This window comes from Pseudomonas sp. NPDC087612 (genome assembly GCF_044743505.1).
Taxonomy (GTDB): Bacteria; Pseudomonadota; Gammaproteobacteria; order Pseudomonadales; family Pseudomonadaceae; genus Aquipseudomonas.
On record NZ_JBIUWO010000004.1, the window covers coordinates 329,353 to 348,940 of the forward strand.

The 19,588-nt window shown below is 61.2% G+C and carries 15 protein-coding genes and 1 tRNA gene; 7 read left to right on the forward strand and 9 right to left on the reverse strand.

Annotated features, from left to right (window positions below; translation table 11 throughout):
* Positions 1–7 precede the first annotated feature (7 nt).
* Positions 8–1,603, forward strand: coding sequence for an alpha/beta hydrolase-fold protein (locus tag ACIOVF_RS10405; RefSeq protein ID WP_401289236.1), 1,596 nt, complete (start codon positions 8–10; stop codon positions 1,601–1,603).
* 27 nt (positions 1,604–1,630) lie between these two features.
* Here ACIOVF_RS10405 and ACIOVF_RS10410 read toward each other — a convergent pair whose 3' ends face one another.
* Complete coding sequence (locus ACIOVF_RS10410; RefSeq protein WP_401289239.1) at positions 1,631–3,373, reverse strand: SulP family inorganic anion transporter; 1,743 nt, start codon at positions 3,371–3,373, stop codon at positions 1,631–1,633.
* A 148-nt stretch (positions 3,374–3,521) separates the two neighbouring features.
* Here ACIOVF_RS10410 and ACIOVF_RS10415 point away from each other — a divergent pair, with 148 nt between their 5' ends.
* On the forward strand, positions 3,522–3,926 hold the full coding sequence (locus ACIOVF_RS10415; RefSeq protein WP_401289242.1) for a DUF2388 domain-containing protein: 405 nt from the start codon (positions 3,522–3,524) through the stop codon (positions 3,924–3,926).
* 58 nt (positions 3,927–3,984) lie between these two features.
* Here ACIOVF_RS10415 and ACIOVF_RS10420 read toward each other — a convergent pair.
* From ACIOVF_RS10420 to ACIOVF_RS10440, 5 genes are all read right to left on the reverse strand, one after another.
* Positions 3,985–4,058: transfer RNA gene (locus tag ACIOVF_RS10420), tRNA-Gly, on the reverse strand.
* A gap of 157 nt (positions 4,059–4,215) precedes the next feature.
* Positions 4,216–5,100, reverse strand: coding sequence for an alpha/beta fold hydrolase (locus tag ACIOVF_RS10425; protein WP_045197581.1), 885 nt, complete (start codon positions 5,098–5,100; stop codon positions 4,216–4,218).
* A gap of 322 nt (positions 5,101–5,422) precedes the next feature.
* Positions 5,423–6,115 (reverse strand): pseudouridine synthase, encoded by a 693-nt coding sequence (locus ACIOVF_RS10430; RefSeq protein ID WP_401289246.1) that lies wholly within the window; start codon positions 6,113–6,115, stop codon positions 5,423–5,425.
* A 27-nt stretch (positions 6,116–6,142) separates the two neighbouring features.
* Complete coding sequence (locus ACIOVF_RS10435) at positions 6,143–6,364, reverse strand: cysteine-rich CWC family protein (RefSeq protein WP_045197585.1); 222 nt, start codon at positions 6,362–6,364, stop codon at positions 6,143–6,145.
* Positions 6,361–7,851 (reverse strand): sensor domain-containing diguanylate cyclase, encoded by a 1,491-nt coding sequence (locus ACIOVF_RS10440; RefSeq protein WP_045197587.1) that lies wholly within the window; start codon positions 7,849–7,851, stop codon positions 6,361–6,363. The genes ACIOVF_RS10435 and ACIOVF_RS10440 overlap by 4 nt, the downstream gene beginning before the upstream one ends.
* 213 nt (positions 7,852–8,064) lie before the next feature.
* On the opposite strand from ACIOVF_RS10440, the gene ACIOVF_RS10445 reads away from it, so the two are divergent.
* Positions 8,065–8,442 carry a hypothetical protein gene (locus ACIOVF_RS10445; RefSeq protein WP_195884905.1) on the forward strand — a complete coding sequence of 126 codons (378 nt, stop codon included), beginning with the start codon at positions 8,065–8,067 and terminating at the stop codon, positions 8,440–8,442.
* Between the two features lie 8 nt (positions 8,443–8,450).
* On the opposite strand, the gene ACIOVF_RS10450 is transcribed toward ACIOVF_RS10445, so the two are convergent.
* Positions 8,451–9,560, reverse strand: coding sequence for an enoyl-CoA hydratase/isomerase family protein (locus tag ACIOVF_RS10450; protein WP_045197589.1), 1,110 nt, complete (start codon positions 9,558–9,560; stop codon positions 8,451–8,453).
* A 126-nt stretch (positions 9,561–9,686) separates the two neighbouring features.
* On the opposite strand from ACIOVF_RS10450, the gene ung reads away from it, so the two are divergent.
* From ung to ACIOVF_RS10470, 4 genes are all read left to right on the forward strand, one after another.
* Positions 9,687–10,379 (forward strand): uracil-DNA glycosylase, encoded by a 693-nt coding sequence (ung, locus tag ACIOVF_RS10455; RefSeq protein ID WP_401289251.1) that lies wholly within the window; start codon positions 9,687–9,689, stop codon positions 10,377–10,379.
* A gap of 128 nt (positions 10,380–10,507) precedes the next feature.
* Positions 10,508–12,316 carry a hypothetical protein gene (locus ACIOVF_RS10460; RefSeq protein WP_401289254.1) on the forward strand — a complete coding sequence of 603 codons (1,809 nt, stop codon included), beginning with the start codon at positions 10,508–10,510 and terminating at the stop codon, positions 12,314–12,316.
* A 308-nt stretch (positions 12,317–12,624) separates the two neighbouring features.
* Positions 12,625–14,517, forward strand: coding sequence for a hypothetical protein (locus ACIOVF_RS10465; RefSeq protein ID WP_401289257.1), 1,893 nt, complete (start codon positions 12,625–12,627; stop codon positions 14,515–14,517).
* 221 nt (positions 14,518–14,738) lie between these two features.
* A complete protein-coding gene (locus tag ACIOVF_RS10470; protein WP_401289260.1) occupies positions 14,739–17,003 on the forward strand; it encodes an autotransporter outer membrane beta-barrel domain-containing protein in 2,265 nt (754 codons plus the stop codon).
* Positions 17,004–17,048: 45 nt separating this feature from the next.
* On the opposite strand, the gene ACIOVF_RS10475 is transcribed toward ACIOVF_RS10470, so the two are convergent.
* Entirely contained in the window at positions 17,049–18,080 is a 1,032-nt protein-coding gene (locus tag ACIOVF_RS10475; RefSeq protein ID WP_401289263.1) for an AbrB family transcriptional regulator, read from the reverse strand.
* Positions 18,073–19,587 (reverse strand): tripartite tricarboxylate transporter permease, encoded by a 1,515-nt coding sequence (locus ACIOVF_RS10480; RefSeq protein WP_258715674.1) that lies wholly within the window; start codon positions 19,585–19,587, stop codon positions 18,073–18,075. The genes ACIOVF_RS10475 and ACIOVF_RS10480 overlap by 8 nt, the downstream gene beginning before the upstream one ends.
* Position 19,588: the final 1 nt, after the last annotated feature.

Sequence of the window (19,588 nt, forward strand, 5' to 3'; positions counted from 1 at the left end):
GGTGACCATGCAAATATTCAATCAATGGCGCTGCGCCCTGGCGCTGGCCCTGTGCATGAGTGGCAGCGCGATGGCCAGTAGCGGCAACCTCCTGCAACCTGGGCAAACCGTCAGCGCCAGCTTTGCCCAGGGCCAGCAATCGGTCTGGACCTTGCAGCTCAAAGCCGGCGACCTGGTTCGGGGGCGGCTGCAGGGCGATGCCAGCCTGCGTCTGCTCGATGCCCAGGGCCAACCTGTACGGCTGCTCATCGATGGCCAGGACCAACCGCGCGAGTTCATTTTCATCGCCGAGCGCGATGGCGCCTACGGCCTGCGCGCCGAGGCGCTGGCCAGCCGCGCGCAAGCCACTTATGCACTGACCCTGAAGCAAGTAATCGCGGCCAGCGAGCAGACGCGCACGGCCGCCCCGTTGCCAAGCCCGACCCTGCGCGAGTTGCAGCAACAGCTGGCTCATGGCGCGAGTACCGAAGCCTTCTGGCAGGCCCGTCAGCAGCAGGGCACGCCGATGGTCGAAAGCGTGGCAGACCAGCCCGGCATGGCCCTGGTGACCTTCCTCTGGCGCGGTGCGCGGGACAACGTGCGAGTGTTCGGCGCGCCCTCGGGCAATCATGATGAGCTGCAACGCCTGGGCGACAGCGACGTGTGGTTTCGCAGCTATCTGCTGCCGGCGTCTGCGCGCCTGAGCTACCAGATGGCCCCGGATGTGCCGGCCTCGGATGATCGGCGGATGATCCTCGCCAGCACCCGCCGCGATCCACTCAACCCCAACGGCTTTGCCGATGGCAGCGGCGACCCGTTCCTCTCGCGCTCACGCCTGGAATTGGCGGCAGCGCCTGCGCAACCCTGGGTTGCCGAGCGTCCCGGTATTGCTCGGGGCAGCCTGGAACACAAGGTGTTGAGCAGTAAATTGCTCGGCAACGAGCGTGACGTTTACCTGTATCGCCCGGCGCAGTGGCAGCCGGGCGCCAAGGGCCAGGGTTTGCTGGTGCTGTTCGATGCCCACGCCTATACCCGCCAGGTGCCGACCCCGACGATTCTCGACAACCTGATCGCCGATGGCCTGATCGCGCCGACTGCGGCGCTGATCATCGCCAACCCCAGTGACCTCAGCCGCCAGCAGGAACTGCCGCCCAACCCGCAGTTCGCCCGCTTCATGGCTGAAGAACTGATGCCCTGGGCGCGCCGGCAAGGTCTTGCGGCAGCGTCAGAACGCACGGTGGTGGCCGGTTCCAGCTACGGCGGCCTGGCGTCGGCCTACCTGGGTCTCAAGCACCCGCAGCTGTTCGGCAATGTCTTGAGCATGTCCGGTTCCTACTGGTGGGGACGTGAGGGCGAAGAGCCGGGCTGGCTCACCCGCGAATACGTCAAGGCGCCCAGGCAAGCGCTGCGCTTTTACCTGCAGTCGGGCTTGTTCGAAGGGCCGAAAATCCTCGACACCAACCGCCATCTGCGTGACGTGCTGCTGGCCAAGGGGTATGCGGTGGAGCAGGTCGAGTACCCGGCCGGGCATGATTACCTGCAGTGGCGGGGCAGCTTGCCGTGTGGCTTGATCAGCTTGATTGGCAACGTTACGCAAGTGCCCGAGGCCTGTCAGCTCCGGTAATGGCTCGATCGCGGGGCAAGCCCGCTCCTACCCATCTGTAGGAGCGGGCTTGCCCCGCGATGCCGTTTCCATCCCCGGCACCGTTGCCCTGCGACTGCGATTGCGCCACAACCGATACGCCCGGATCCCCGAACGCACCGAGCCAAACAGCAAGCCGTTCTCCATCTCCCGGGCGATCCCCGAGCGCACCAGCATGCGCAAGAAGCGCCCGCGTGCCCGGGCGATACCGAAGTAGATGCCGCGGGCTGTCAGGGTATCGCGCACTTCGCGCAGGGCAGCAATGCCGCTGACATCGATGGAACTGACCGCTTCGGCATCGAACAGCACCGCGCGTGGTTGCTCCTCGCGCTGCACCGCCTCGAGCAAGCGCATCTTGAAGTAGTCGGCGTTGAAGAACAGGATCGCATCGTCAAAGCGATACACCACCAGCCCCTGCACCGTGCGCGCATCCTGGTGGCGGCGGATGTCGACCTGGCCTTCGATGCCCGGCACCCAGCCGAGCACCGCATCGGTGGGCTGGTAGATGCTGTAGAGCAAACGCAGGATCGCCAGGGTCACAGCGATGATGATGCCCGGCAGCACACCGACGCCGAGCACGCCGACGGTAGTCAGCACGCACAGCCAGAACTCGAAGCGGCTGAGGCGGTAGATTTTTTTCAGCGACTGCACATCGATCAGCCCCCAGCCGGCCATCAGCAAAACCGCACCGAGGGCAGCCTGGGGAATCCAGGCCATGGGCGTGGTGAAGGCCAGCAGGATCAGGGCGATGACCAGGGCGGCGATAATCCCCACCAACTGGCTTTTGCCGCCGACCATGTCGTTGACCGCGGTGCGCGAGTCGGCGCCGCTGATGGCAAAGCCCTGGGAAACCCCAGCGGCGATATTGGTGACCCCGAGAGCAAGGAACTCATGGTTGGCGTTGATCGCATAGCCATGGCGGGCAGCAAAGCTGCGGGCAGTCAGCATGGCGCTGCAAAAACTCACGGTGGCGATACCCAGGGCGTCGCGCAACAGGCTTTTCATTTCTTCCAGATTGGTTTGCGGCCAGGCCAGTTCCGGCATGCCGGCCGGCACCGGGCCGAGGATCGCCACGCCAAAGCGGTCGAGGCCAAACAGCCCGACTACCAGGGTGGCCACTGCCACGGTGACCAACGCCGCTGGCAGGCGCGGGTAGCGGCGCGGCAACCAGATCAGCAAGCCCAGCCCGGCAACGCCGATCATCAGGGTCAGCCAGTGGATTTCGCCCAGGCGCTGCAGCAGGTTGATCAGGCTGAGGACAAAGCCGTTGCCCTCGATCTGAAAGCCCAGCACCTTGCCCAGTTGCCCGGCCAGCAGGCTCAGGCCGATACCGTTGAGGTAGCCGATAAGGATCGGTCGCGAGAAGAAACTGGCAATGAACCCGGCCCGCGCCAGCCCGGCACCGATCAGCATCAGGCCAACGAGGATGGTGACAATCACCGACAACTGCGCCAGCCGCGCCGGATCGCCCATGGCCAACGGCGCAATGGCCCCGGCGACCATGGCGCAGGTGGCGGCATCCGGGCCGACCATCAATTGCCGCGAACTGCCGATCAGCGCATAGACCATCATCGGCAGGATGCACGCATACAACCCGTACTGCGGCGGCAGGCCGACGATCTGCGCATAGGCGATGGCGATGGGAATCTGGATCGCCGCCACCGACAGGCCGGCCTGCAGGTCATGACGAAACCATTCGCGGCGGTACTGCAACAGATTGGCCAGGCCAGGCAGCCAGCGGGAGAGAAACATGCACGGATCCTTTCGAGTGTTTCGCGGTGGGCTATTAAAGCGCAGCGCGCGGCGCCTGGGCAGGGCGCCAAGTCAAAAACACTGCTGTTAAGTCTGGCTCAAGCCGTGGAGAATGCCGGGCGATTACAGGGACAGTGAATGGATACCGATGGAACGCATGATCAATCGCTGGAAAAAGCGCGCAATGTTGCTGAGCCTGGCCTGGTGCTGCAGTGCCCAGGGCCAGGGCGACATCTTTGGTAGCGGCGGCGACGTCGATGGCATGTTGACCCTTGGAGCCACGTTTTATCTACCTTTCATGCTCACTGGCGCAACCACCTATGGACCCACCATGGCCTCTGAGGCCAGTTCCGGCAAAGATGGCAAACGCGTGATGGCGCAGGCTCGCGACGATGCTGCGGCGTTCATTGCCAGCGACGGGGCTTACCGGGGTGTCTATCTGGAATCGGCGTTGAACTGGTTGCGTCGCGAAGGGCGTGCGCCAGGCGCAACGGATCGCGACCTGGCCCAGGGAATACTGGTGCTGGCAGCAGTTGAAGCGAAGGGGATCTAGCGAAACAGCCACCAGAGTGGTGGCCAGGGCCTCAGCGGCGCTGAAACCTGAAGGAAGCTGGAGCGGGTGAAGGGAATCGAACCCTCGTTATCAGCTTGGGAAGCTGGAGTAATGCCATTATACGACACCCGCTTTCAGGGCTGACTTTGTACCAGAACTTCGTCGCGATTTGAAGCCCTATGTTGCTTAAGCGTCATCTGCCGGTGGCCAGTAGCGCGAGGTCGTGCATCTTCTGTTCAGCCTTTTGGGCCGTTGATGCAGGAGGCTGCGCTACCGGCGACCGTGTCGCTCAGATAGCCAGTGCATGATGCTCCTGGGTGTAGCTGTAACGCGGGCGCGATTCCTTCAGGGCCGGTTTGAGAAAACCCAGCAGGGCTTCGCGGGTATCGCGGCAGGCGGCCTTGTGTTCCATGTCGAGGAAGTGGCCGGTGGCGCGGATCTCGCGAAAGTGGCTGTTGCGCACGTGTTGGCCGAACTGGCGGGCATCTTCGGTGGTGGTGTATTCGTCCCACTCGCCATTCATGAACAGCACTGGAATGTCGATCACCCGCGCCGCCCGCAGGGCATTGCCCAGGTCGTGGTCGAGCACCTGGTTGATGTGAAAGTGCATCTGCGCGTATTCGTGGTTGTCCAGGCTGCTGACGTGGCGGTAGTTGAAGCGCTTGAACAGCGACGGCAGGTGCTTGCCGATGGTGTCGTTGACCAGGTTGCCGACCCGGTAACGATCGCAAGCGCTCAGGTACTGGCAGCCGCGTTCGAGGTAGTCGCGCATCGGTTCGTTGATTACCGGCGAGAACGAGCTGACCACCGCCTTTTCGATGCGCCGCGGCTTGTGCGCCAGGGCCAGCAGGGTGCAGGCGCCGCCCCAGGAGAAGGACATGACGTGATCGGCGCCAAAGTGGTCGATCAGCTCCAGGAGGATCTGCCCTTCGGTTTCCTTGGTCAGCAAATGTTCGTTGCGGTTGTGCGCCTTGGACTTGCCGGCGTAGGGCTGGTCATACAGCACCACGTTGAATTGCGGGTGCAGGTTGCGCACCGTCTGGGCAAACGAGGCCGTCGTGGCCAGCGAGCCATTGATCAGGATGATCGTCTTCTCAGCGGCATCTGCGCGATAGAACTCCGTGTAAACCCGATACTGACCTTGTATATCAAGCACAGCGATTTCTGGCCTCATGTCGTCGACTCCTGGCGCAAAAAGGGTGTTCGCACATGCAAGGATGCGCGTTCTTTATGACAGGTAGGCATACGCCTTGAAGAGAAGCTGAGGGCCCTGGTCGATCCATGTGGCACGTTGGTCGACCGGTATTGTTCTAGGAGGGCAATCTGCCGGACGCCGGGGCTTCGAGGCACTGGTCGCTGGCAAAAAGGTGTCTTGGACTACGATCGTGACTGGCTGGTCACATGCAGACCGACGATTGGATTCAAGCAGGCACCCGGCCAACCCGCAAGTGCCTTTCGGGCAATTGACGAAAATTTTCCGCCAGGCGGTCGCTGGCTCAGATCGCCCGGATTTCTTCAGGGTAGAGCGCGCGGTACTGACCGGGCTGCAGGTTGGGGTCCAGCTGCAACGGGCCCATGCGTTCGCGGTGCAGGCGCACGACCTTGTTGTCGAAGTGGCCGAACATGCGCTTGACCTGGTGGTAGCGGCCTTCGACGATGCTCAGGCGCGCGCTGCGTGGGCCGAGCAAGGTCAATTCGGCGGGCAGGGTGGTGAGGTCTTCAAAGGCGAAGTAGAAACCCTGGCGGAATTTCTCGATGTAGTGCTCGCCGATCTCCTGCTCGGTCTCGACGTAGTAAACCTTGGGCAGCTTGGTCTGCGGCTGGGTCAGGCGCCGCGACCACAGGCCATCGTTGGTCAGCAGCATCAGCCCGGTGGTGTTGAAGTCCAGGCGCCCGGCGATGTGCAAATCTTCGGTGTCGGCTTGGTCGATCAACTCGATCACCGTCGGGTGCTGCGGGTCCTGGGTGGCGCTGACGCAGCCTTGGGGCTTGTGCAGCATCAGGTAGCGCAACGGGCGCCCGGCCTGCAGCAGTTGCTCGTCGACCTCGATGCGGCTGAATTCGCGCACCTGGAAGCGTGGATCGCTGACCTGCTGGCCATCCACGCGTACGCGCCGTTCGACCAGCAGCAAACGCACGTGCTGACGGCTGAAGCAGGGCAGGTTGCTGAGGAAGCGATCGAGACGCATACAAAACCAGGCGCAGGGCGCGACAGTTTAACCGGCTGGCGTGGCCTTGGCTGCCTGCAATTGCGCCTCGACCTCGGCGCAGCGCGGGCACAGGCAGGCCTGGTTGCGCAGTTCGGCGGGCAGGGCTTCGAGTACCTTGGGGTCGATGCTCACGCCGTAGCACCAGCAGGCCTGGGCGGCCGTGCGCGGGTCGGCCAGGCTGCAATCGTTGCTGGCGCCGCAGGCGGGGCAGCGGCGGCTGTCATTCATGATCGGGGCTGTTCATGGTCGGTTCGGGGTATCTCGCTGCAGACACGGTTGCGCCCACTTTGTTTGGCCCGGTACAGGGCACGGTCGGCGCGGGCGATCAGGCTGTGCAGGGTATCGTCGGCCTGCAGGTTGCTCAAGCCGATGCTGGCGGTCAGGTGGATCGGCTGCTCGGCATAGGTAAAGGCCAGGGCCTCGGTCTTGCTGCGAATCTTCTCGGCCACCGCCGCGGCGTTCTGGCTGTCGGTGTCCTTGAGCAGCACGATGAATTCCTCACCACCCCAGCGGCAGATGATATCAGCATGGCGCAGGCATTCCTCCAGCACCTGGGCGAACTGGCGTAGCACTTCGTCGCCGGCCAGGTGGCCATGGGTGTCGTTGAGCGCCTTGAAGTGGTCGAGGTCGATCAGCAGGGCGATCAGCGGCTTGGGTTCGCGCTGGGCTTCCTGCAGCGCTTGCGCAGCCAGCAGGTCGAAGCCACGGCGGTTGGGCAGGCCGGTGAGGCTGTCGAGGGTGGCCAGGGCTTCGATGTTGTCCTGATGGCGCTTGACCATGGCATTGAGCAGCGACAACACCACCAGGGTGATCATCGCGCAGATCGCCAGGTTCAGGTACAGCGACTGGCGAATGGCATCCATGGCGCCGTCTTCGCGCTTGTCGACGAACAGGTACCAGTTCAGCTCCGGCACCAGGCGCACGTTGAGGAAATGACTATGGCCATCGCTGCTGTTGTATTCATGGCTGCCGCTGACCGGTTGTGGCATTTGCCCGAGCCCGTCCAGTTCGACCAGCGGCTGCCCGGTCCTGGCGCCATGGGGACCGCCATTGGAGCCGGTAAGTACGATACGCCCCTGCGGATCGACGAAGAACACCTGGCGCTGATAGCGCTGCTGGTAATCGTCGATCAGGCGGATCACCGCCTCGACCGTCAGGCCGATGCCGGCAACGCCAATGAACTTGCCGTCGTAATCGAACACCCGGTAGTTGATGAACACCGTGAGGCGGTCCTGGTTGGCCATGTCGAGGTCGACGTTGATCTCGTAGGGCGTGTTCATTTTCAGTACCCGCTGGTACCAGGCATCACGGGGTTCTTGCGGGTCGATTTTCTTCAGAACGCCTTTGGTCTGGTAATAGATACCGCTGTTGCTGGAGACGAAGAACGCCGTATAGGCGTGGTGCTGGCGCATGATTTCGTCCAGGTAACGGGTGACCTGGGCGGTGTCGCGCTCGCCGCCCAGGGCCCAGTCGCGCAAGAAGGTGTCGTGAGCCATCATCGACGAGATCAGGATCGGGCGTACCAGGTCTTTCTGGATTTCCGAATAGACCGTATCGGAGGTCAGCGGCAGCTCGGTGTTGACGATGTTGTCGCGAATCGAGCTGCGTGAGGCGAAGTAGCTGAGCAGGGAGGTCGCCAAGAAGCCGCAGGCGAGCAACAGCAGTAATGTCAGGATCAGCGAGCGCTGCGAAAACAGGGCGGAACGAGGCGGCATGACATTCCCGGTCTGTAGGCCAATGGCCTTCATTCTAGTGGTGTGGCAGAAAAATAACTTTACGATTTTTAAGGGTATCGGCCTTGTATCAATTTATTGCAGCAATGGCACCGGACCTGGTTTTGACAGTCTTATTCAATGTCGATGAACACTTGCCGATCGACGCCGACCAGCGCCGCTGGGATGGGCAGTTTCGCGGTCCGGGAGGCCGCCATGTATCGCCGACTTTTGCTGCTTGCAGTGTTGGGTTTGCTGACCACCGCCTGTGTCCCCTATGGAGGTAACGGTTACTACCGCACCGAGGTCTACACCGCCGATCGCTATGGCTATCCGGGTTACTACCGGCCGTCGTATCCCTACAGCCGCGGCTATTACCTAGCGCCGCAGCCGCGCTACTACGTGGCACCACCGCCGCGTTACTACGCGCCGCCACCGCATTACTACCGTCCGGCGCCCCACGGCTATTACCGGGAAACGCCGCATAACTACTACAAGCCTTACCCGGGGCGCGGCCATGACCGCTACCGCCAGGGATCGTCACGTCACGAGCGCAGCCGTGACGGCTGGCCGGATCGCAACTGGCGCCGCTGAGGCGCCATTCAGGCCAGGTCCGCCAAGGGGTGACGACCTTCCCACGCCTTGCTGAAATGCGCTTCAACCACCGCCGTTGGCACCTGGGCGATATCTGCCCAGTGCCAGCGCGGTTTCTGGTCCTTGTCGATCAGCCGCGCGCGCACCCCTTCGCTGAACTCCGGATGCTGGCAGCAATTGAGGCTCAGGGTGTATTCCATCTGGAACACCTGGGCCAGCGACAGGTACTTCGCACGCTGGATTTGCTCCCAGACCAGGTGCGCGGTCAGCGGGCAGCCTTCGAGCATGGTCTGCGCGGCCTTGGCCAGCAACGGGTCGGCGTGGTTGCGCAGCTGGGCGATGGCACGCCAGGCGCACACCGGGTCGGCGACATCGAGCAACGCGTCGATCTGCTGGCGCCTGGGCAGCCACTGGGCTTCTGGCCTTTGCGCCTGGGCGCCGTTCTGCTGGGCCTTGAGCAGGCTGTTGAGCTGCAGGGCGGTCTGCTCCTGCCAGTTCAATTGCAGCAGGTCGTCGAGCAACTCTTCCTGCTGGCTTTCGCCCAGCAGACGGTCGGCCAGGCCCAGGTCGAGGGCATCGCTGGCGTTGATCGGCGCGCCGGTAAGGCCGAGGAACAAGCCCAGTTTGCCGGGCAGGCGCGACAGAAACCAACTGCCGCCGACATCCGGATACAGGCCGATGCTGATCTCCGGCATGGCCAGGCGGCTGCTGGGAGTGACCACGCGTACACTGGCCCCCTGCAACAAACCCATGCCGCCACCCAGCACATGGCCGTGGCCCCAGCAGATCAGCGGCTTGGGGTAGGTATGCAGGCGGTAGTCGAAGCGGTATTCGGCGGCAAAGAACTGCGCCGCCAGGGGCGGTACCCGGCCGGGATGGTCAAGGCAAGCCTGGGCCAGGCTGCGCACCTCGCCACCGGCGCAGAAGGCCTTGGCGCCTTCGCCGCGCAGCAGCACGCAGACCACATCCGGGTCATCGGCCCAGGCCTTGAGCTGTTCGTCGAGTACCTCGATCATCGGCAGCGACAAGGCATTGAGGGTTTGCGGCGTATTGAGGGTGGCAACGCCGATGCGCGCGCCGTCGACGCCGGTGAGTTCTTCGCACTGTACTGCAGCCATGGGCGACCTCGTGGTTGATCCGCACAAGTATGGCCGCTGCTGGCGATTTCGGCGGTCGCCGGTCGGATCGATTGACAAGCGCAGGCAGCTTTCCTAGTGTCGCGCCATTGTTTTACGGACCCGACCATGACTGACGACGATCGCATCAAACTTGAACCGAGCTGGAAAGAGGCCCTGCGCGCCGAATTCGACCAGCCCTACATGCACCAGTTGCGCGAGTTCCTGCGCGAAGAGCACGCTGCCGGCAAAGAGATCTACCCACCTGGCCCGCTGATCTTCAACGCCCTCAACTCCACCCCGCTGGACCAGGTCAAGGTGGTGATCCTCGGTCAGGACCCGTACCACGGCCCCGGCCAGGCCCATGGCCTGTGCTTCTCGGTGCAACCGGGGGTGGCAACGCCGCCGTCGCTGGTGAACATCTACAAAGAGCTGCAGCGTGACCTCAACATCGAAATCCCCAAGCACGGCTGCCTGCAGTCCTGGGCCGAGCAGGGCGTGTTGCTGCTCAACACCACCATGACCGTCGAGCGCGCCAACGCCGCGTCTCATGCCAACAAGGGCTGGCAGTTCTTCACCGACCGCATCATCGAAGTGGTCAGCGAGCACCAGCCCAACAGCGTGTTCCTGCTTTGGGGCGCCCATGCCCAGAGCAAGCAGAAACTGATCGATGCCACCAAGCACCTGGTGCTCAAGTCGGTGCATCCATCGCCGTTGTCGGCCTACCGTGGCTTTCTTGGTTGTGGTCATTTCAGCCAGGCCAACCGCTTCCTTGAGCAGCGCGGACTGACCCCGATCGACTGGCGTTTGCCGCCGGCTTGAAGCTGGCTACCTAGCATTTTTGTCAGTTTCGGCCGATTTGAAATAGGCATCTAATACTTCCAGGTTTTCCACCGCAGCCAGCTACAGGCTGGCTGCCACGGTCCTCTTCGCTGGAAGGAACTGTCGCCATGGCTCACGATGCTGACGATCCTGTAAATCCCCGGGAACGCTACGCCGCGCCGGTCATCCCGGCCGCAATGGAGCTGACGGACGATGATTTATTGGGGCATTTGGTCCGCAAGGAAGATCAGCTACGCCCATTGGAAATCAGGATCGAGGAGATTTGGGCTGATTACAGTGCCGCTCCTCCGAACGTGGATACGAAAGTTGAGTTTCTCTGGCGAAGCGATGTGGTTGAAACATTTACCTTCACTCAGCCAGTGATTCCGGAAGATGTGATCCCGGTTGTCTGCAAGATGCCCTCGGAGTACATGGCGGCGCCTGGCCCCGCCCGGGTCGAGTACCGCGTTACGGTATCGTTGAACCCGTCCACTTCGCACGCAACGCACCTGTTCATCGATAAGCAGGCGCCCAATGGCGACGAAGAAGGGTCACCCCTGCAGTTTGACCAGGAAGTCCTGATCAGCGGCGTTACCGAGGATTATCTCAGCCGGCACGACACGGTCGATGCCCGGGTCGAGCCTTGGCCAGATATCAGGGTGGGCGACCTGCTGACCTACTACTGGGAAAAGTTGCCCGTTATCGATACGGATGAGCAATCACGCGAACTGCCCTATGCCGGTGAACTGCGCATTACCGATGTCAATGCGCCGATAATTGTGCAATACGATGCAATGCTGGTTCGTGAGAGCGGTTCAGGCCTGCATGAAGCCTACTATCGCCTGGAAGATCGAACCGGTAACCGCGGGCCAAAATCCGAGGTCCAGCCAGTTGAGGTAGTGCTGGATGAATTGCCGGGCGACCTGCCTGACCCTCGGGTGCCCAGGTTCGATATCGATGGGCTGATTGACCTGGAAGATGCCCGCGCAGGTGTCGAGGTTCACATCGACGTCATCAGCGATGCACAGCAAGGCGATCAGGTTCAGGTCTACTGGCGTAGTTTGGCGCTTCGCCTTATCACCATTGCCGAGAACCAGCAGTGGCCTTTGAGGGCCCCGGTCAGTTGGGCAATCCTCGCGGCGGGAGGCTTTGCTGCACCTTTTGTTGATCGGGTGCACTACACCTGGCGACGCGGTGGGGCTTCGCTCACCTCTTCGACCTTATGGGTAGACATCGACCTGACGGTGGCCGGTCCGCCTCCCGGTCCGGATCCGGTCAACCCCTTGTTGCTACCGGCTGTAGTCAAGGGCACGACAGCCGATAATGTGCTCACAGGCGCCGATGCCGGGCAGGACGCGCGCGTCGAGATCCTTCTGTATGACAACCCGCAATTCGGTCAGGTGCTGGAACTGTTCTGGGGCAGTCATCCGCAGGCGGTGGATCGCTACGAGGTGAAGGTTGAGGATGTTGGCGGGCAATTGATCGTGCTGAGGGTTCCTTGGGCGATTATCCATAGTGTCGGCAATTCACCTGCCCTGCCGATGCAGTACACCACGTTCAATGGGGTAAACCGGCAACGGTCGCCTATAACATCCGTGCGTGTCGAGGTGCGAGTCATCGAAGGCCTGGCGCCCGCCACCTTTCCAGATGCCAAGACCAATCAATGGATACGTTGCGAAGAACAGCCATGGTTGGGCGTTCGGGTAGAGATCCCCAAAGACCCGCAACTGCAGGTGGATGACAAGCTCATCCTGCTTTGGGAGGGCGACTACAACCAATCGGGCAATAACCCGATCCCTGGAACCCAGGGACGTTTCGAACATGTTCTGACCCGCGAAGACCTCGAGGCCGAGCATGGCTACAGGTTTACCGTATTGCCCTACGACCCGCTGATCAAGTTGGCGGCTCGAAGTGCGCCGGGTGGGGGGGGGCGGTAATGTCCGGTATCGCCTGGAGAAAGGCGACGGTAGTGGTGTGGGGGAGTCGGGGTTGGCCCGTGCGAGGTTGTCAGTCATCGATCTGAGTACGGGCCTGTATTGTGATCTTGAGGCGTGAATACTGTGTTCAATGATGTTGACTCAATACGCTGAAGTGATTGCGCAGTTGCAATAAACAAGACGACGTTTTGCTCTGAAAAAAGGTTTGGCTTCGCCCCCGCAATGCCGTTGCTTGGCAGGACGGCGGCTGAGTCGACTGAGGTGCTGATGGTGTTCCAAGCCTATTTCTATTTGCAGGAGATACCAAGATGACCAAGTTTGAAACGACAACCAAGGTGTCAGCCGAAAAAGCCAAAACGCGGGCCCCGAAGCCTAGAAATTTTCGAAACTTGTATAATCCGCCGGTGCCTACTAACACAGAGCCGAATATTCCCGGGGGGCAAATTAATTTACTGCGAACACCGAAAATTCCAGAAGGGCTCAAGGTGGAAATTCCGGCTTTCCCTACCGTGGGGCCGCCTACATCGATCGATACGGTAACCGTTTATATTAACGAAAGGCCGGTTTATACCTTTGAGAAACCTGTGCCCCATGCAGACTCTAACCCCACTCCCGTGACGCTGCAAGACCCGGTGCTTGAGTCACACGGTGAGAAAATTGTCCATTTTGAAGTCGTCAACTCCAGAAACCCCAATAATGGGACTTCGCAGAGTCTTAGGGTAACAGTAGACAGGCTCAATCCGACTCATGGTGGTTTCCCGGAGGCCATCATTCTTCCGCTGGATCTGGAGGATGCTACGGTGACGCCCGAGTATCTGGAAGCGCACGACAATAAGTTAGTGTTGCAGATTCCAGACTACCTTGATCCGCAAGTGGGTGACTATTGGGCAATCCTCTTTGGCGATGAGCAGTCCCAACCCAACAAGGGCGCGGTGGTCAGCGAAAGACCTATCATTGTAGAGATGACAAAGGACGAGCTGCTCCTTGCCGGGCCTGGCCTCAAGCGGGTGACCTATATACTGGAAGACCGGGCCGGCAATCCGACTAGCCTGGCGCACCGCCAGCAAGTGTTCGTCATCCTTGAACCAACACCTATCGACTTGCTGGCACCCAGGGTGGATGCTGCGCCCATTGATATTGTCGAGGCACGTGAGGGCGTACTGATTGAAGTGGATGAATATACCAATGCGCTGGCGGGTGATTTGGTGCGCGTCTACTGGAATAATAATTATGTGGATCAGATTACTCTGCCGCCTACCCCCAATTGGCCTTTACCGTTTACCGCACCGTGGGCAGTTATCTCCAGTGGGGTCGAGGGGACCGCGCATACGGCCCAGGTGCGCTATGAAGTCATCCGTACCAAGACCTATCCCTCCCCTGTACTGGACGTGGAAGTAGATCTGGAGTTGATTGGGCCACCTAATCCAGGCGAACCCGAGCCGGTCAACCCGACGCTGGATGTGCCGCTACTGACCTCGTCGACGGGTGAAGAGAATCTTCTGCGCCCAGAGGATGAAGGCCAGCCTGCCGATGTCAGTTTTGCTCTTTATGACCCTGCGCAAATGGGAGAGGTTATTCGGCTTTATTTCGGTACAGAAAGTCTGTTGGTGGCCGAATACATAGTGAAGGGCACAGACAATCCCGGTGACTCGATCCCGTTGCAAATCAGCTGGGACGATATTGTCACGGTTGGTAATGGAACAGACATTCCACTGTTCTACAAAATTTTTGCCAATGCCACTACCACCAATTATCAGTCGTCGGGTAGTCAGTTGGTGGATGTCAGTGCCATTCCATTGGCAGAGGTCAACGAGCCAACGTTAACCGTGAAATATCCCGGCGCTATTGCTTGCGAGGACGCGCCGTGGAATGGTGTAACTGCCAAGATTGTTGATGCTCAAAATCTTCAAATAGGCGACACCGTTACGGTGTACTGGATAGGTCTGGAAGGCTTTGTTGACAAGCTGCCTGTCGAATCGACGCGTTCGTCATTTTCACGGGAGGTGCTCAATCAGAACGAAATTGATACTGGGGTAAACCTTACTATCCCGTGGGTTCCCTGCATGGAGCCGCTGCGCAGCGGATATGTCGAGTTGTATTGGATTCAGGAACGTGGTGGCCAGGCTATCGGCCGTTCCCCAGTGAAATCTTACGATTACTATGGCGAACAGGGGACCGGGCTCTGCCCAGGAAGGCCATAAGCTGAGTGTTTGATAACGAATGAAGCCGAGCAATGCTCGGCTTTATTTTTTCTATATGGACGCGACACCGCCTGTTGATAGCGCCTACTTCTTATGAGGAATATTCCTACATAAGATTTTGTCAGAAGTTTCTATTCTGAGCTCCGAACAAACGGGGCTTGAACTAGTTGGCTCTGTTTAATCCGGAACTGAATAGTCTCAATGCTGCGGAGTAGAATCTCATGACCAAGCCAAGCATCTTCAAACCCTCGGCGCTTTCGTGCGCCTTGCAGGCAGCCCTTGTCGCACCTTTGGTGATGGCATCGGCTCAGGCCCTGGCTATCACCCAGGTTGTCGAAAGCAACCAGACCTTTACCGCTACCTCGGGGACGCCGTCCTACAACTATCGCGTATTGGAAAATGCCACTCTGAATGTCCAGGGTGCGCGTACCGAGCACATTCAAGTGCGCAAGGGCCAACTGAACATCGAGGGTGGCACCGTCACTGCCGTCGGCTCGAACAACGCTGTTGCCCTGGTGAGCAGTACCGCCCGTATCGCCAACGCACGTATCGATAGCGCTCAGGGCAACGGCCTGACGGTTGGCCGATTGCTCGATGGTTCGGCGACCGGGTCCGAGGTCCAGGTCCAGAGCAGCGAAATCAACGGTGGCCGATTCGGTGCAACCCTCAGCGCCTATAGCAATCTGTCGCTCAAAGACTCGAGCCTGACCGGTGCTACGGCTGATGGTCTGTTGATGATCGGCGGCCAGGCCCAGGCGCACAACAGCGTGATCAAGGGCGCCGAGAGCGGTGTGCGTTTGTCTCATGAATACTATGGCTCTGAAGCCAACGAGCAGGCGCCGACTTTGCTGCTGGACAACAGCAAAGTGATCGGGGAAGCAGGGCCGGCCCTGGTGGTGGATTCTGCAACCACCGCCCGTATCGACGTACTCAATGGTTCGAGCCTGGAAGGCGCCAATGGCACCCTGCTTGAGCTCAAGAACGGTGGTTCGGCAAAGATGCAGATTGGCCGCAGCGACCTGGTCGGCAATATTCAGGTAGGCGATGGCAGCACTGCGCAACTGACCCTGAGCAATGCCAGCCTGGAAGGTGATGTGATTGTCGCCACTGGCGGCGCGGCGCAACTGAGCCTGAACGATCAATCGCTGTTCAAGGGGCGCCTGGAAAACGTCGACGCACTGGCGCTCAACGGCGACAGTACCTGGGCGCTGGTGGGTGACAGCCAGGTTGAACAATTGAGCCTGCAGGGCGGCCATGTGCAGTTTGGCGAGCCTGGCCAGTTTTATCGCCTGGACCTAGGCGAGTTGGCTGGCAACGGCACCTTTCATATGTCGGCTGACTTCGCCACTGGCGAAGGCGACCTGCTCAATGTCAGCGGTCAGGCCAACGGTCAGCACACCCTCGCCATCAGTGCCAGTGGTCACGACCCGGCCGCTGTCGAGCGGATCACCGTGGTCACTACCGGCGGCGGCGATGCCGAGTTCAGCCTGGTGAACGGCCCTGTCGACCTGGGCGCGTTTTCCTATGACCTGACCAAGGAAGGCAACGACTGGCACCTGGACACCGAGAAGAAGGTCATCAGCCCCGGCACCCGTTCGGTCCTGGCGCTGTTCAATACCGCACCGACCGTGTGGTACGGCGAGCTGTCGTCGCTGCGTACCCGCATGGGCGAGTTGCGCTACAACGAAGGTAAAAGCGGCGCCTGGGGCCGGGCTTACGGTAGCAAGTACAACGTTGCCGAGTCGTCTGGCACCGCCTACAAGCAAACCCAGCAGGGCTTCACCCTGGGTGCCGATGCCCAGGTGGGCGACAGCCAGTGGCTGGTGGGTGTGCTGGCCGGTCATAGCAAGTCCGACCTGGACCTGAGCCGCGGTACTACCGGTACGGTCGACAGCTACTACGCCGGTGCCTACACCACCTGGCTGGACCAGGACAGCGGTTACTACTTTGACGCGGTGGCCAAGGTCAACCGCTTCGACAACAAGTCCAAGGTGGCGATGAGCGACGGCAGCCAGGCCAAGGGCAACTACAAGACCAACGGTGTGGGTGCATCGGCTGAGTTCGGTCGTCACATCAAGCTCGATGACGGCTACTTCGTTGAACCTTTCGCCCAAGTGTCGGCAGTGAGCATCCAGGGTGCGTCCTACGACCTGGACAGCGGCCTGAAGGCTGAAGGTGACCGTACTACCTCGGTGCTCGGCAAGGCCGGTGCCACGGTGGGTCGCAACTTTGATCTTGGCGAGGGACGCTTTGCCCAGCCGTACCTGCGCGCTGCCGCGGTGCACGAGTTCGCCAAGAACAACCAGGTCAAGGTCAACGACAACGTGTTCAACAACGACCTGTCCGGCTCGCGTGCCGAGGTCGGTGCCGGTATTGCCGTGTCGCTGTCCGAGCGCCTGCAGTTGCATGCCGATATCGATTACAGCAACGGCGACAAGATCGAAAAGCCGTTCGGTGCCAACGTCGGCGTGCGTTTCACCTGGTAAGCGCGTAACTGAAAAGAGGAAGCCTTGGCTTCCTCTTTTTTTGTTTCAGTCGCAGCGTTTTTCCCAGTGCCTGAATAACGGTTCGGCCAGAAACAGCACGAACAGCAAACGCATCACCTGTAGCGCCGTGACCAGTGGCACCGACAGTTGCAGGGTTTCGGCGGTCAGGCTCATTTCGGCGATGCCGCCGGGCATCATGCCCAGGGTCAGCGAGCGCAGGTCGAGGTTGGTCATGACACTGAGCACACCCGCCGCAAGGCCTGCGATCAACATGGTCAGCGCCGTGGCAATCAAGGTGCGGCCGAGAAACGACGGTGCCCGGCGAAAGAACGCGCGGTTGAAGTGACAACCCAGACCGCTGCCGATCAGCCATTGGCCGATCTGGCTGGCGCCATCGGGCAGGGCCACCTGCAGGTTGGCGCTGACACTGGCCACCGCCGCCACCAGCAACGGCCCGAACAGCCACGGGTTGGGTTGTTTCAAACGCTGCCAGCCCAGGGCCAGCAACACCCCCAGCGGGCAGATCACTACCAGCCAGCCCCAGTGCACGCTCCCGGCGTGGGTCAGCGGCACGCCATTGCCGAGCAAAAACTTGAACAGCGCCGGCACACACAGCACCACCGCCAGCACCCGCAAACTCTGCGCTGCCGCCACCTGGCTGAGCACCGCACCGTTACGGGCGCCGAGGTTGACCATCTCCCCGGAGCCACCGGGCATGCTGGAAAAGAACGCTGTGGCGCGGTCTTCGCCAGTACGGCGCAGCAACCACACCCCGACCACACTGGAAACACTGGTGATCAGCGCCCCGCAGAAAATCAGGCCGAAGTTGCTCGCCACCTGCTCGACCACCGCCGGGGTGAAGTGCAGGCCGATCCCGATACCAATGATCCACTGCCCGCACTTGCGCCCGCCGGGGATCTCGCTCAATTGCCAGGGCGTCAGGCAACGCACGAGGATGATCGCCAGCAACGAGCCGACCATCCACGGCAGCGGCCAGCCGACCCTGCTGGCGAGGTAACCGCCGGCCAGGCCGACCAGGCCGGTGGCCCAGTACAGTTTCAAGCGGCCATCAGACATCGGCCAGGGCACGACGCTGAAGGCTGCGCTTGCGCCAGATGCGCAGCAGCGGCAAAAGCATCATGGCGATGGTCAGGCCCCACACGCTCATGCTGATCGGGCTCGACCAGAGGATGTCCAGGGCACCATTGGAAATCGACAGCGCCCGGCGCAGGTTCTGCTCCATCAACCCGCCGAGGATGAAGCCCAGCAAGATTGGCGACAGCGGGAAGTCCAGCTTGCGCAGGATGTAGCCGAAGATACCGATACCGATCATCAGGAACAGGTCGAAGGTGGTGGCATGCACCGCGTACACACCGATCGCGGTGATGATCGCGATCACCGGCACCAGCGCCCAGTTCGGCACGGCGAGGATGCGGGTGAAGATGCGGATCATCGGGATGTTGAGGATCACCAGCATGATGTTGGCGATGAACAACGACGCGATCAGCCCCCAGACGATGTCCGGTTGCTGGGCGAACAGCATCGGCCCCGGGGTGATGTTGTACAGAGTCAGGGCGCCGATCATCACCGCGGTGGTGCCCGAGCCGGGTACGCCGAGGGTCAGCATTGGCACCAGGGCGCCGCAGCAGGAGGCGCCGATGGCGGTTTCCGGTGCGGCCAGGCCGCGCTTGTCGCCCTTGCCGAAGGTGCCGCTGGCACCGGCGATGCGCTTTTCGGTCATGTAGGCCACGGCGCTGGCCAGGGTTGCGCCGGCACCGGGCAGCACGCCCATGATGAAACCGAGCAGGCCGCAGCGAATGTTGACGACGAATACCGAGGCCGCTTCCTTGAAATTGAACAGCATGCGCCCGGTGGCTTTCACCGCTTCGTGGCCATGGTGGGTTTTTTCCAGCAGCAGGAGAATCTCGCTGATGGAGAACAGCCCCAGCACCAGCACCACGAACTGAATGCCGTCGGCCAGGTGCACGCTGTCGCCGGTAAAGCGGTACACGCCGCTGTTGGCGTCGATGCCGACACTGGAAAGAAACAGCCCGATCAGCGCGGCGATGAAGGTCTTCAACGGCCGGTCGCCGGCCATGCCACCCAGGCAGACAATGGCGAACACCATCAGCACGAAATACTCCGCCGGGCCGAAGGCAATCGCCCATTTCGCCAATAGCGGCGCGAACAGCACCATGCCGCAGGTAGCGATAAAGGCGCCGATGAACGAACTCCAAGCCGACAGCGACAGCGCCACCCCGGCCAGGCCCTGGCGGGCCATGGGGTAGCCGTCGAGGGTAGTCATCACCGTCGAAGCTTCACCGGGGATATTGAGCAGGATCGAGCTGATCCGCCCGCCGTATTCGCAGCCCAGGTACACCGCTGCCAGCAAAATCAGCGCCGACTCCGGCGGCAGGCCGAGGGCGAAGGCAATCGGAATCAGCAGCGCCACGCCGTTGATCGGGCCCAGGCCCGGCAGCAGGCCGACCACGGTGCCGATCAGGGTGCCGCACAGGGCGGTGACCAGATTGTAGGGGCTCAGGGCGACGCCGAAGCCCTGGCCGAGATAACCAAGCGTATCCATG

Excerpts from the sequence above, each read along its gene's own strand:
- ACIOVF_RS10460 (WP_401289254.1), top strand. The coding sequence starts at position 10,508 with ATGGCTCACGATGCTGACGATCCTGTAAATCCCCGGGAACGCTACGCC.
- ACIOVF_RS10440 (WP_045197587.1), bottom strand. The coding sequence starts at position 7,851 with ATGCCGCCTCGTTCCGCCCTGTTTTCGCAGCGCTCGCTGATCCTGACA.
- ACIOVF_RS10470 (WP_401289260.1), top strand. The coding sequence starts at position 14,739 with ATGACCAAGCCAAGCATCTTCAAACCCTCGGCGCTTTCGTGCGCCTTG.
- ACIOVF_RS10435 (WP_045197585.1), bottom strand. The coding sequence starts at position 6,364 with ATGAATGACAGCCGCCGCTGCCCCGCCTGCGGCGCCAGCAACGATTGC.
- ACIOVF_RS10415 (WP_401289242.1), top strand. The coding sequence starts at position 3,522 with ATGGAACGCATGATCAATCGCTGGAAAAAGCGCGCAATGTTGCTGAGC.
- ACIOVF_RS10475 (WP_401289263.1), bottom strand. The coding sequence starts at position 18,080 with ATGTCTGATGGCCGCTTGAAACTGTACTGGGCCACCGGCCTGGTCGGC.
- ACIOVF_RS10410 (WP_401289239.1), bottom strand. The coding sequence starts at position 3,373 with ATGTTTCTCTCCCGCTGGCTGCCTGGCCTGGCCAATCTGTTGCAGTAC.
- ung (WP_401289251.1), top strand. The coding sequence starts at position 9,687 with ATGACTGACGACGATCGCATCAAACTTGAACCGAGCTGGAAAGAGGCC.
- ACIOVF_RS10480 (WP_258715674.1), bottom strand. The coding sequence starts at position 19,587 with ATGGATACGCTTGGTTATCTCGGCCAGGGCTTCGGCGTCGCCCTGAGC.
- ACIOVF_RS10465 (WP_401289257.1), top strand. The coding sequence starts at position 12,625 with ATGACCAAGTTTGAAACGACAACCAAGGTGTCAGCCGAAAAAGCCAAA.
- ACIOVF_RS10430 (WP_401289246.1), bottom strand. The coding sequence starts at position 6,115 with ATGCGTCTCGATCGCTTCCTCAGCAACCTGCCCTGCTTCAGCCGTCAG.
- ACIOVF_RS10405 (WP_401289236.1), top strand. The coding sequence starts at position 8 with ATGCAAATATTCAATCAATGGCGCTGCGCCCTGGCGCTGGCCCTGTGC.
- ACIOVF_RS10450 (WP_045197589.1), bottom strand. The coding sequence starts at position 9,560 with ATGGCTGCAGTACAGTGCGAAGAACTCACCGGCGTCGACGGCGCGCGC.
- ACIOVF_RS10445 (WP_195884905.1), top strand. The coding sequence starts at position 8,065 with ATGTATCGCCGACTTTTGCTGCTTGCAGTGTTGGGTTTGCTGACCACC.
- ACIOVF_RS10425 (WP_045197581.1), bottom strand. The coding sequence starts at position 5,100 with ATGAGGCCAGAAATCGCTGTGCTTGATATACAAGGTCAGTATCGGGTT.